The following is a 13,222-nucleotide window of genomic DNA, read 5'->3' on the forward strand; positions in this document are numbered from 1 at the left end:
TTTACCATTTTGTTAATGAAAATGTACATTTTATTCCTTTTTATGTGCTATGATTGGTCAGTAGTACAAATTATACCATTCGGGAGGACGGTTTTTGATGAAGCTTAAAAACACAGCAATCATTCTTACAGGTCTATTGGCTCTTACGGCAGTAGCTCCGCTGGCTGCTTCCGCCACACCAGTTATGGGGGTTGAATTATCAAAGAGGCATGGAGGTATAGTTATCCAGTCAACTGGTCAAGAAGTACATGAGGTTCTTGGCGGGACAAGTCCGACGATGGAGTTTACTGTCAAAAAAGGTTATGGACATGTAAAGATTAAAGTGAAGAATACAGGAAGCAACACAATTTCGTGGAGCTTGCAGGGTAACGGGAGGGAATACCTTAATAAAACTGTTGGCAGAGGTGATACATTAACGTGGACTAGTCTTAATTCATACCCTAACGGGATGCCATCAGGGGAATACGTAATTCAATTCCGAGCTGGCGGTAACAGAGTTGAAGGCGAAGCTTGGGGTACTACCGGTCAGTATCCATCAGACATTAACTAACCAACCTCAAGCAGGTGAGTATCTTGGAGTTATATCCGAGACACTTTTTGAATTCAATTTTGCTATACTTAGTGTCTACTAAGCCCAGCTAACCTTAATAGGTCGGCCGGGCTTTTTACTATTTAACGATAAATTCAACTTTTGTTCCGTTAGCATAGTCGTCCAGCTTGTGACCGACCCACGATTCTGCTCCACGATTATCCTTTGGACTTATGTACTTAATGTCTGCACCCTCTCCACCTTCGGCGCATAAGGCCATAGGCCACTCGTCTCTATCCTTGCCCTTTTTAGTCGGCACGCCTTTAAGGGACAGCTCGCGGTTATGATCGGCTCCTGCTCGTTCGATGGTGCATACCGATGATTTTCCGGCTGCTATGGCCTCTTTTATGTGCTATGCTGTCTCAGGATAGCGCTCTGACGGAAACTCCAGTTTGACCGTGTCAGCCGATACCTGGGTTACTGGAACGGCTACAGGGTCGCTCTTAGTAGTCTTTACAACGTCTTGTTGTACGCTGCATCCAGCTAATAGGATTGTTATTAACACGGTAAAAATCCATTTAACATATGTATTCCTCCCCCTATAAAGCAGAAAAACACCCCACCGGCTTGAGCCAGCGGAGTGCTACCGATGCTTTCGGATTTATATAGAAAGTATATACCGCTTGGTTGATTCTGTAAATATCCTGATGACCTTACGTTACTACGCGTTCTACCCAGTCCCAAGTACCTTGACTTGTTACTTTTATTTTATCTCCTACAACAAAAAGACCGTATTTATCTTCCCTAACTATAATTTCTTTTCGCTCATTGTTTTCAAACTCGCAGGTTATGTAGAATGTTTTTGAGGACGATCCTTCGGTCCAATTAACTCGTTTATCAACCACTTCTCCTATCCGTTCTATTTTCGGTTGTTTACGATTTTTTCTGGCTGTAATATCTGCACCTATGATCGCTGAAAGAATAAGTCCCACGACCAAAGCTGAAAGAATCCAAAAGCCCATCTATAATCCTCCTAAATATTCATTCGTTGGTAATTATAATATCGGCTTTTCAACTGATTATTTTGATATCCAATGAAAATTAATAGAAAAACACCCCACCAGCGTATGCCAGCAGGGTATCACCGATATTTTCGCATCTAAGATGGACAATATGTTGTTAGAAGCAAGTCATGATCAAAATACAAGTTATAAAAAGGATAATAACCATTCCTATTCGAGTTTACAAATCTCAAAACATTTTATTTATATCTGAAGTTCAGATTTAACACGTGTAATAATTTCATCACCTATATAATTTCTGAATTCTTCCTTAGCTTGCTCGTTCCATTTATTATTTGTGATAGCTTGCTGATAAGCTTGGAAAAGAGCTGGTAGGACTTCGGTATACATCAGAATTGATAAAAGGACTTTTCTTTTCTCATCTTGATAGGCATTAGCAAACATTCCCTCATATTCGTAATCATGGATCGAGAGACTTCCATTTGCCCATAAATGCACAGGTATTCTTTCATTTTCGTATTGAATACTTAGGCTTAGTGATTTAAATGGGTCATCCATAAACAAGAATGCCAAAGTTCCAAGAATAGCCGATATATGTTCTCCTTCGCCCATTAATTTATGAACAGTATCTTGTGTAGTTCCATGAAAACCTGTCCAAGAACGAATTCGTATTGAAGGGTTAAATGAAACAAGTTTGTTATTTCTCGTAAATACATTAAGCAACCAATAAAAAAAGTCTTTACTTAACTTATAATCAGAAGGCTCTTTTTGATGTGCCTCCATATCTCAGTTGGTAGCAAATCACTACAATATGTATTCAAATTTGCACTAAATGGCATCAATGGAGCTATATACACAGCTTGTTGATACTCAAAAAAAATGGAACTGTATTTGACAACATTTATGCGATCTTCTTTTGGAACCAATTCCTCACCTTCAAACCAACTCTCCTTTCTTTTATATCTCTCATTGTGTCCTTCAGCAAGTAAAAAGCGAACAGGAACTCGTGTCCCAGAAACTAATTCATTAATTCCAAGGTCAAATCCTGACACCTGATTCAGCGTTTTGTCAATGGTTCGTGTGCCGGCCACAGCTCATCATTTACTACCTCGTCTAATATAGACGATTCCTCAAGTAAACGTGCTGCTTCTTCTAAACTCCTTACCCCATCAAAACGTAGTATTTGCACTGCAAACATAACGTTCACTCCCTTAGTAAAATGACATCAATTTTTTGCTCTTTTTTGTCTATCCACATGTAGGTCAATAGAATCATAACATAATTCAATACAAAATTACTATGAAATCTCAATTCAGGGACTATAGACCCATTTCTTCTTAATGTATTGTTTATAGTGAAATAGAAAGGTATATCGAATTTCGCCTGATAATCATAATTTCCAAGCGAAATAGGAGCAGACCATTTATTTACCGATGTAGCTCCACCTATACTATTTGAGATTTCTTCATCTATCTCAAATGTAAACCAATTATTCCAGTGTACTTCAATATAATGTTCTGATCCTAACCTTGATAAAAATTTCAAGAAATTATTCTTATAATCGACTGATACTTTTATCTTCATTTTCTTCAAACCAGTTGAGGAGTCATATTTCACAGTAAGATCACCTTCAGGGTCTTTAGGATCTTCAATGGAAAACTTTATTGAAACAGGCTTTTTAAATTTTGAAAACACTTTACCCAATATATTGTACAATAATACTAAAATCGCTAAATCAATTGCAGCTGTTGTCGTTTCAACATTAGTGGCATTGAGTGTCCATCCTGTTATTTCTAGTATTTTTTTGAAGGGTCTTATATTAAAAATCAACAGAAGGAGGAGAGAAACGGGGGTTGCAGAAACAGTAAATAAATATTTGAATGCATTCCAAAAATATCTCAAAATCCCCCACCCTTTAGAGTAGTTAGAAAGGGATTAAGCTCGCCTACATCCTCTTCTTCCTCAATTGAAATTACGCCATTATTAAACAAAGAATAATAGTTACCATTCTTGCTCATAAATGAAAGTTTCTTCGGTATTGAATCTTGCTCTGAATTATAAAAACTAATTTCATCATGTATCTTTATAAAGTTTTCTTCTATAATGCCTTCAACTAATGTTTTATTAATTGAAAGTTGATCCTCCTGGTTTAGCGGAGGGTCAAATTCAATATTTTTAACTTTAAAATTTAGTTCAGAAAGATTTTTTATAACTTTTGAAAATCTGTTGGGGGGAAAAATTAATTGTCTTAATCCATTAGCATTAGCATCATTCAGTACACTCAAATACGAGTTAGATTTTTTATAATCATAGAAAATGATTACTAAATTTTCATTTTCATGCACTTTATTTTTTTCTTTAATTGGGCGAGGTGTTTGTCCAGTTAGTCCAGAGAAAATCTTACCTATTGAACTCATCTTTATCATCCCCTCCCTTATATTAGTTATACGATATTATACACATGTTTACAATAATATGGTATGTATTTTCGACTTTATTATGTATCAATCATACCAGAACACACGTTCTTTTTACGGTAAAAAATACCCCATCAGCACTGCTGGTAGGGTATTTTCTTCATTCTTTATTCCGTAGTTACAGTCGTCTGCGTAGGTTCTACTGGTGCCGGAATAGGCTCAGGTTCAACCTGCACCTGAGCAGAAGCAGTGAGTACGGCTTCTGCAGTAGCCTGTGCCAAGAATTCATTGAGCTTTGCAGCCAGACCCGATACAGCTTCCTTAGCTGCGGCCTGTGCTACCTCCTCGTTTGGCTGTGCTTCAGTAGCAAGTACTGCCTTCGTCTTTGCCTTATACTCATGATATGCCTTCTCAATTGCGATCCTAACTCTAGTTGAGATACTACAATACCTTGACTGAAAAGAGTAAGTGAAGCATACTGCAAAGCCTCCTGAAGCTTACGTTCTCCCCCAGCTTCTTTAAATGATGTTTGAGCAACGTATCGTTGTCCCTGACTTGCTTTAATGAAGGCAAATGCAATACCTTACTTTTCAAAACTTCTACGGCCTATCGGGCCACGAGAGGGATAGGTGCGCCAAGTCTGCCACCATTGCAAAAATAAATACTTTTCGAGCGATGCCGACGAAGACCAATCTTACTTTTTAAATTTGGTTCGGTTCCCTTCTCACCACCTTCTGCACCAGCAGCAAATAATCCAATCACATAATCAATAATAACCAGAGTAAACACCGCCCCCAATACTCCCGACCACCCACCGTAAAAATACGTCACAACGCTAACTAAAGTGGCACTGAATTTAAAAATCTTCCACTTATCCAACCTTCTTCCACCATCTCAGCTCAGGAAAATTATCCTGACCCCTCTTCGTTTGGTTTCTTTCCCTTCAATTACTGTTCATTTATCTCTGCTAATGCATTTCCTACCGTAATATCCAAACCTATAGGTATTTCTTTCTGGCGTGCTGGTTGCAAAGCAATGACAGCAGAAGATTGTTGAATAACAGTAATCAATCTAAATAGCATGTCGATCTACGCAAGGCTTCAGCCTAAACGGAACTAACACAGGTTGTAGTTAAATTACTATTGTGATAAACTGGATGTAATTTGATGATGGGAGTTGAACGGATACATGTAGAACTTTCTTGCTTCGAGATCACGAAGAGAACGGACGCAGCGATTGGCTGTGGTCGTTTTATTTCATCTCTGCAAGAAAGGTCTGCATTTCGTTTGCGCTCCCTCTCCGGACAGTCATACGGCCCTTTAGAATAGGGTCTTATTTCCTCGTATGGATTAGAGCCGCAAGAAAGCACCTTTCTTGCGGCTCTTTTTATTTCCAAACGAAAGGATGATTGCCATGCCCGCCATTCAGGTAACCAATCTTACTTTTGCCTATCCAGGCAGCTATGACCCTATATTCGAAAATGTTCATTTTCAAATTGATACAGACTGGAAGCTGGGCTTTACGGGGCGAAACGGTCGAGGTAAAACGACGTTCTTAAACCTGCTGCAGGGGAAGTACGAATACAACGGTACGATCTCCACACCAGTTGCCTTTGATTATTTTCCATTTCCCGTCGAACACCCGGAGTATTTGACCTTAGATGTCGTCGAAGAGATCGTACCAAGCTTTGAGAACTGGAAGCTGATGCGTGAACTGAACCTGCTTAAGGTTTCAGAAGACGTGTTGTACCGACCATTCGAATCGCTGTCCCAAGGAGAACAGACGAAGGTATTACTAGCCGTGCTCTTCATCCAAGACAATCGATTTCTGCTCATCGACGAGCCGACCAATCATCTCGACTTGCACGCACGCAAGCTTGTTGCCGATTATCTGAATACGAAGCGCGGTTTCATTCTTGTTTCACACGACCGGGCTTTTCTCGACCGCTGTGTGGATCATATTCTAGCGATCAACAAAACGAATATCGAAATCCAAAAAGGCAACTTCTCCAGCTGGTGGACGAACAAAACTCGCCAAGATACATTCGAAATGGCACAAAACGAAAAGTTGTACAAAGACATACAGCGTTTATCAGCTTCCGCTAAACGTACTAGTAGCTGGTCTTTCGAGACCGAAAAATCGAAAAACGGCACACGAAATTCCGGTTCCAAACTTGACAAGGGGTACGTCGGGCATAAGGCAGCCAAAATGATGAAACGCTCAAAATCCATTGAACAGCGGCAACACACTGCTTTAGAGGAAAAATCAAAACTGCTCCGAAATATCGAACAGTCAGAAAGCCTTGCGATCTCTCAGCTCGTGTATCCCAAATCGGAACTGGCGATGCTGGATCACGTCACGATTTACTACGGGGAAAGAGCAGTTTGCAAGAACGTTAGTCTGACGATTGAACCAGGAGATCGGATTGCAATTTCAGGTCCAAATGGTTCAGGTAAGTCTAGCTTGCTTCAACTGCTCAACGCTGAGGAGTTGCACTATACAGGTACGTTTCAACGGGATCCGCAGCTTCGTGTTTCCTATGTATCCCAGAATACATCTCATTTGCGAGGTACGCTTTCCGATTATGCAGCAGAGCACAGAATTGACGAAAGCTTATTTAAAGCCGTGTTGCGTAAGCTAGATTTCGCCCGCATCCAGTTCGAGAAGGATATATCGGCGTTTAGCGGCGGGCAGAAAAAGAAGGTTCTGATCGCGAGAAGCCTATGTGAGGAGGCTCATCTGCATATTTGGGACGAACCGCTCAACTTTGTCGACGTGATTTCCCGGATGCAAATTGAGGAGCTGCTGCTTGAGTACACACCGACCATTGTATTCGTGGAGCATGATCGGGAATTTCATGACCGTGTCGCCACGAAAACGATTGAACTCGGTGGGGATTAGAATTTTACAAAGTGACTTGGAGTAAGACATAATTTTAATGGCAGAAAGCTTAGCACCATAACTTTTATAAAAAGAAAAAAGATTGAACTAAAGGCACGCAATAGTTAAATCAAACATCGGCAGTCTAGGATTTTATTTTTTCGTCCACGGCTGCCGATGTTTTTATTGAAGACAGTTTAATAGTTATCTTACTAAGACTGAGAGGCTTATATTATTCTACAGCGGGCTCGCTTCTTCTGCTCTACTCTCCCTGTCAATCCTATAAGATTTTTAAGACATCCACTTATCTCTTTTATTATATTAGTTTGACAATTTGGTTGGGTTAATCTCTTGTGGGAAAGTATCTTCAAAACAATCCTTTTTCTCATATAAATTGTACCAAGCCTCAGCAATAAGATCTGGATCTCCAGCCGTACCTGCTTGTATGACAGTGCCAATTGAAAGATGACCGACATATATGCCTTTTTCTTTCAACTCAAAATGCAAATTTGTAGCATAATTACGAACACCACTCATTACCATACCAACATTTCCAACAGACGGGTAGGAAACCATTGCAGATATTCCGGTGGTCAATAGAATTGCACCCGAAGCATTATTTATCATATCTGGTATTACTTCATTCACAGAAAGAACGGCAGGGAGTAAGTAACCTTTTATCTGTTCTAACACATCTTCTGCTGTTGTTTCTAACACATGCTTGAAATGCGTAGGTCCTGCATAGGGGCTGAATTCCAAAACATCAATATGACCAAAGTCTTGTTTAACAGCATCTAATGCTTGTTTTAGTGCTGACAAATCCCTGACATCCGCTACATAAGATTTCGCTTCAATATTTAGCTTCTTTAGTTCGTTCACGATTAAGGCTAATTTTTTAGGGTTACGCGAAATGACAGCAACCCTAAATCCTTTCTCCCCAAATTTTTTTGCAAGGGACAACCCCAATCCAGGTCCTGCACCGATAATTGCTATAGTCTTCATTTTATACAAACTCCTTTTTTTGTGGTATACATATAACAACACGTGTTGTTTTAACATCTTAAATTTAATACACAAAACGAACAACCAACAATATAGTTACCAATGTTGCTATAGCAACAATATTAAAGAATTATTGGGTTAGGAGTGAATCAATTGGGGACAAAAGTAAGAAATTTACGAACAACTTATACTAAGGAATCTTTAGTTAACGCTTTTTTTAATTTAGCAACTAAGAAGGATTTTGAAAAAATAACAGTGGCAGATTTAACAGAGGGAGCGCAAGTAAATCGAGCTACTTTCTACGCACATTTTAACGATAAGTACGATTTATTGAATTACATTATGGGAAATTCCGCTTCAAATGCTATTGCAAAACGGACAACAGGATCAATAAAATTGGATCAAGAAAGTATAAGCCAACTTGTTTTAGCTGTTTGTGATTTTTACCAACAACCGAGATTACAATGTCGCCAAAGTAATATAAGTTTAGTAATACCCCAATTAAAAGAAAAAATATTGAGTGAATTGAAATTGTATTTGCTTAAGAGCATAGAAAACTTATATACAGATATGGAAAAAGATCTATTCGTATCTATTTATGCGAATGTAATCCATGAAGCTGGTTTTTTATGGGCTTCTGGAAAAGCAAAATTGAACAAAGAAGAAATTGCTAAGAAAATTTCGTTATTCGTATTAGGTGGGCAGAACTCTCTTTAAAGCTAGTTTTTGCTCATTTTCTTGATATTGTTCACCCTCCCTCCCAACAATAAGAAGCAATAAAAAACACAAGCACTGCGCTTGTGTTTTTTGATGCAGCCCATATCAGATTACTCTCGAATTTTCGTAGCAATTTTCATCAATTCGTCAAAAGTGGTTTTTAAACTGTGCTCTTCATCCACTGTTGTTTTATGCGAGCTCCCTGCGCTAAAATTGAGTACATTCCTCGTTAATCGAGTTATGCTGGTTAACCGCTGTCCGCGATCAGGCGAAAACGCCTTTGAATGGTGTGCGTAGCCTGTGACGAAAGTTGAATTAATAGTGATTAGGGTTTAAGCCTCCTCTAATCACTTAATTTTCTTATTAAATATATACGGTAGCACCTCTAGCAACCGTCCTCGCGTAATGGGATCATCATAATTCCATGTAGTATCCACAAAATGAGTGTTACCGTTACTTAAATCGGCTAAAGCCGCGATATGTGAACAGTGAGCAACCGTTTGCAATTCCTGGCGAGGAGCCAAGACGAAATTGCGATCGCCAGCATAGTGATTTATTTGATGCTGCTGAATTTCTATCCATGCTTGCCCTTGCTCGATTAGGTGCATCACATTGGCAGAAGGACGAAAGGCAAGAGATTCATACAAGGTGGCAGCCAATCCGCTCTGGCCCATAATATAAAGTTTTGTACCAAACTTGAGATAAACAGCAGCCGTCTCTCCAGCAACATAAGCATCTGCTAATTGCCTACGTAACCATCTTACTTTGTCCTCATATCTGGTAATCCATTTCTCCGCAGCGTTACTACGTTCAACTAGTTTAGCAATATACCGTAACCGCTCAAATAGTCTAAACTTACTGTTAAGTATAACAGTAGGAGCGATCGCATCTAGTTTCTGCAAATCTTGTTCAGGATGAACATAGCTAAGCAATAATAACTCCGGCTGTAGTTGTGCAATTTTATCTGGATCTGCCCAATGCCCAATATTATGAATATTTCGCAACTTATTGTGATAAATCACGTTATCTTTCATGATCGAGATGGCCGCCCCTATAGGGGGCATGGCTAAAACGAGTAATTCTCCAAGCGTAAATTTGCCATCAGTCACGATACGTGTTGTATCTTTAGGAACTTGAATTTTTCTGCCAAATGAATCGATAATGGTTCTCTGCCCAGCACGAAAATGAATATTAGAATACTCACGCGGAGTGTGTCCAGTTAATTTATGAAAGCGCCGACTGAAATAGTATTCATCCTTAAACCCAATTTGTCGAGATATTTTGCCCAATGTCTCGGTCGAATTACGCAGAAGTTCTTTGGCACGGTTTATACGTAATTGGACCAAATATTCATTTGGTTTTTTGCCAGTCATTATTTTAAACTTCTGACTATATTGCCATCTGACCATTCCAGCCATGGAAGCAAGTTTTTCAACGGTCAAGTCCTCATCATAATGCTGTTCCATATACTGTACGGTTTGTTGAACCAAGTTTATCTTATCATTGTTCTGCAACTGGGAAACTTGCTCATCGAGCTGAGCCATCAACCCCAGAATGAGCTGAAGTCTACCTTGCATCATAGCCATTTCTGATGTGGATGGAGAGGAACAGCATTGGTTACTTATCCATGCTTCTTTCCCTAATACTCGATTGACTTGAGAAATTAACAGATTATAGGGAGAACCACAAAGCAAAGGTGGATGAGCAACCGGATTCAAAGTCATTCCTTCTACTTCAAAGGTTTCAAAGATAAAGCGTACAAGCTGTGCCTCTTTGTTGCTTGATTCCATAGTGTAGCGCTGTACAGGCAAAACCAGAATGCAGCTTCCTTGTCGCAGATCGATTGCAATGTTGTCTACATACAGCCGTATGCCGTGACTGAGTGCTATCAATAATGTGCATAAATTTGTTTCATTGTCATTCATTCCCTCATTGTGGCTGTTCGCTAGAATTATCTGGTCAACTTGAAACCTATCATAGTGTTGCAGCCTAATATACAGGGGTGTTAGATTCATAAGCAACTCTCCAACAATTGAAAATGAGAATCATTATCGTTATTGTAACATATAATGACCTGCTTTCAACTATAAACTATAGTTCAGCTTTTAATAGTTGGAGTATGTGCTATTTTAGAAAACTAGCGATATAAAGAACTGAATGTGCCAAAATAATTACTTACTGTTGTTCCATCCATTGTGGCATCTGTTTAAACAATTGCTCCAAAGCTAACAAATTATCTGTATTCCATTCACTGGGAATAACATGAACATTTCCCTTTTGAACTGCAGGCAAAGTTGCCCATATCGGTCTTTGGAGCAGTCGGTCAGCTTCTGTTTTACTTTCACCATCATCTTGTACAACTACAAACAAATGATCACCAGCAAATTCTGAAAGCACTTCTTCTGAAATATTAACGAAAGACACGCCTTCTTTATCAAGAATATTCTTCTTTACAGCTGGTGGGACGGCAAAACCGTTCTCCCCATAAATAATAGCACCCAGGCTACGATCGCCCATAACATAAAGAGTTTTACCCAACTGGTAGAAAATTGTTGCTGTCTCCCCGTCTGCTAATTGAAATTTATCAAACATTTCTTTCGACTGTTCTTTATACTTAGCAATCAATTGAGCTGCCTCTTCCTGTTTGCCAAAGATATTTCCCATCTCCTTTACACGTTCTGTATAAGGAAGAGCCGGGTTAAAGGGGATAGTAGTAGCAATTTTCGACAATGCCTCATTATGATCTGCTTCTGCTTTGTAATAACCATTAATAATCAGATCGGGTTTTAAACTCAGAATCGTCTCTAAGTCACCCGGGTTTCCAACATCAACGATTCCTTCAAGTCTACCTTCATAGTAACTAGGAATATCTTGGGGAAGGTTATTACCAACAACCGGGATGCCCATCGCCAAGAAATCACCAATTGTCTGGCCAATATAAACCACTCGTTTGGGATCTGCAGGTATTTCAACCTGTTTACCTGTTATCGTTGTATATTGAACAGTTTTCTCACTTTCCTCTTTCTGTTCATCAGACACGCTGCTATTAGCATTAGAAGTACTGCATGCCGATATTATCAACAACAGGAGGAAACTCCCTACCCAGAGTATAATTTGCTTTCCACGTTGTTTCTTCACACTTGTTGCCCCTTTCCTTCTCTCTAATAATTGAAAATGATTATCATTTAAGGCATTATTATAGGTTGTGTGAAAAGGGGAATCAATGAAAAAAACGCAACGGTTTATTTGGAAAAATGTCAATGATCGTCCCACACAAAACATCTGTTCTTTTATTTCATTTATAACTAAACAGATACGAATGAGATATATTTTAACAAATCCTCATGGTTTAGTTTATTGAGCTACCTCAACAAAGCCTCTTCTTTTGCTTCCCGTTTTACGGTAACTTTCCCCTCTAAGCCTTCCTCATCATGGTCCGTTCCTCTTCCAACATGAGATCCTTTCTAAAGGAAGTCTTTATGCATAGGTATACTCCGATCCCAATCGTTCGATAACTCGATCCAACTGTCTGGTTAAATAAGGCGAAACGTCACCAATGCCAGCTACTGCTTCTAACAAGGGAAAGGGTTGTCCACCCCACGGGCCTTGTGGATCAAAGACTTGTCTACCGATTCGCAAGCCTCCTGTTTCCTTGAAGATGTTCAATCGTTCCAATCCTTCAATAAGCAGCCCGACCGGCAGCGTTTTGTTCCTACGTCGGGACCATTCTGCCAAGAAGGACATACCGCGTAATATATCATATTCAAAAAACCTCGGAAAGCAAGGCTTCAGCCATTCCATATCAATGACGCTTCTATTTTGTTTAGAACATACAAGACGATGCTCAATTAAATAACGTGCTCCTTCATCTAAGAAAACGGCTTCCTGTTCAGTAAATTCACGATCTGTATGCCATAAGATAGCTTCAAGCGGAGGAAGTGTTGAAACAATAGAGCTCTTTTTAGAATGAGTATAAGCTTCAGGGTCACAGTTCAGCCCGCCATCAGGTAACTGATGCTTTAAGAGCCATTCGCGAATCCAAGGCAGTTCCTTGTCCAAATCACAGCCATACGCCATTAGAATCATATAGTATACGGCAAGTTCACAATGGCAGCAATCCAACTTCATCTTATCACTTTCACTTGTTGGATGGTCATCGGCGGTTATGATGAAGGTCGGCCAGACCTGAGTTTCGAGTAAATATTTTGCTCCGACAATAGCAGACTCGGGAATTAGTTTCACCTCTCCCATTTCATAAAGAGCAGCCATATGCCACCAAGCTCCATCCCATTTTCGACGGCTGCACTCGCCGTGAGTCATCCCCAAATGCGAAGTAGATTCAAGGAACTGTATAGATTCTTCGATTGCTAAACGAATATTTTGATTTGTTTCCATCTGGGCACCTCCTTTTTGATTATCTCTACTTCACGCTTCAGTTAAGCAACGCCTTACTTCGTATAACCATCCACTTTTAAAAAATTCGATATGTTATTAAACTATCCTGCCCGTTCGTATTATGAGATCAACCAGTTCTTTCTGGTTGATCCTTTTTTCATTTGCATAGAGGATTAAGGTAGCCTGGTCGAACGTACCTGCCCGTGGGACTTGATCCCGAGCGCTATAGTGTTCGCCCTACTTGTCATGACCATGATTGA

The 13,222-nt window shown here is 39.6% G+C and carries 12 protein-coding genes and 1 pseudogene; 3 read left to right on the forward strand and 10 right to left on the reverse strand.

The features are described from left to right. Window positions 1-97 precede the first annotated feature (97 nt). Window positions 98-550, forward strand: a complete 453-nt coding sequence (locus tag ACH59B_RS13935; RefSeq protein ID WP_017427683.1) for a hypothetical protein — start codon at window positions 98-100, stop codon at window positions 548-550. Window positions 551-668: 118 nt separating this feature from the next. Here ACH59B_RS13935 and ACH59B_RS13940 read toward each other — a convergent pair. The 6 genes and pseudogenes from ACH59B_RS13940 to ACH59B_RS13965 form a co-directional block, all read right to left on the reverse strand. Next, window positions 669-1,139, reverse strand: a pseudogene (locus tag ACH59B_RS13940) (nuclease). 103 nt (window positions 1,140-1,242) lie between these two features. Further along, the gene (locus tag ACH59B_RS13945; protein ID WP_045244478.1) at window positions 1,243-1,551 is read right to left on the reverse strand and encodes a DUF2500 family protein; all 309 of its coding nucleotides are present in this window, start codon (window positions 1,549-1,551) and stop codon (window positions 1,243-1,245) included. Window positions 1,552-1,794: 243 nt separating this feature from the next. Next, window positions 1,795-2,334: a hypothetical protein gene (locus ACH59B_RS13950; RefSeq protein ID WP_145958753.1), complete on the reverse strand. Its 540-nt coding sequence runs from the start codon at window positions 2,332-2,334 to the stop codon at window positions 1,795-1,797. A gap of 420 nt (window positions 2,335-2,754) precedes the next feature. Continuing rightward, the gene (locus ACH59B_RS13955; RefSeq protein WP_045244477.1) at window positions 2,755-3,453 is read right to left on the reverse strand and encodes a hypothetical protein; all 699 of its coding nucleotides are present in this window, start codon (window positions 3,451-3,453) and stop codon (window positions 2,755-2,757) included. Then, a complete protein-coding gene (locus ACH59B_RS13960; RefSeq protein WP_019687446.1) occupies window positions 3,450-3,968 on the reverse strand; it encodes a hypothetical protein in 519 nt (172 codons plus the stop codon). The genes ACH59B_RS13955 and ACH59B_RS13960 overlap by 4 nt, the downstream gene beginning before the upstream one ends. Window positions 3,969-4,574: 606 nt before the next feature. After that, entirely contained in the window at window positions 4,575-4,847 is a 273-nt protein-coding gene (locus ACH59B_RS13965; protein WP_045244603.1) for a phage holin family protein, read from the reverse strand. A 534-nt stretch (window positions 4,848-5,381) separates the two neighbouring features. Here ACH59B_RS13965 and abc-f point away from each other — a divergent pair. Continuing rightward, window positions 5,382-6,869 (forward strand): ribosomal protection-like ABC-F family protein, encoded by a 1,488-nt coding sequence (gene abc-f, locus ACH59B_RS13970; protein WP_016821979.1) that lies wholly within the window; start codon window positions 5,382-5,384, stop codon window positions 6,867-6,869. 300 nt (window positions 6,870-7,169) lie between these two features. Here abc-f and ACH59B_RS13975 read toward each other — a convergent pair whose 3' ends face one another. Next, a complete protein-coding gene (locus ACH59B_RS13975; RefSeq protein WP_404301857.1) occupies window positions 7,170-7,850 on the reverse strand; it encodes an SDR family NAD(P)-dependent oxidoreductase in 681 nt (226 codons plus the stop codon). Between the two features lie 144 nt (window positions 7,851-7,994). Between ACH59B_RS13975 and ACH59B_RS13980 the strand changes: the two genes are divergently transcribed. Continuing rightward, on the forward strand, window positions 7,995-8,567 hold the full coding sequence (locus ACH59B_RS13980) for a TetR/AcrR family transcriptional regulator (RefSeq protein WP_225164764.1): 573 nt from the start codon (window positions 7,995-7,997) through the stop codon (window positions 8,565-8,567). A 347-nt stretch (window positions 8,568-8,914) separates the two neighbouring features. Here ACH59B_RS13980 and ACH59B_RS13985 read toward each other — a convergent pair whose 3' ends face one another. From ACH59B_RS13985 to ACH59B_RS13995, 3 genes are all read right to left on the reverse strand, one after another. Further along, entirely contained in the window at window positions 8,915-10,582 is a 1,668-nt protein-coding gene (locus tag ACH59B_RS13985) for an AraC family transcriptional regulator (protein ID WP_016821982.1), read from the reverse strand. A 160-nt stretch (window positions 10,583-10,742) separates the two neighbouring features. Then, a complete protein-coding gene (locus ACH59B_RS13990; protein ID WP_025365062.1) occupies window positions 10,743-11,705 on the reverse strand; it encodes an ABC transporter substrate-binding protein in 963 nt (320 codons plus the stop codon). A 339-nt stretch (window positions 11,706-12,044) separates the two neighbouring features. After that, window positions 12,045-12,962, reverse strand: a complete 918-nt coding sequence (locus ACH59B_RS13995) for a hypothetical protein (protein WP_025365063.1) — start codon at window positions 12,960-12,962, stop codon at window positions 12,045-12,047. Window positions 12,963-13,222 lie beyond the last annotated feature (260 nt).

It is taken from the genome of Paenibacillus sp. DP01 (assembly GCF_044784315.1).
GTDB classification, from domain to species: Bacteria; Bacillota; Bacilli; order Paenibacillales; family Paenibacillaceae; genus Paenibacillus; species Paenibacillus polymyxa.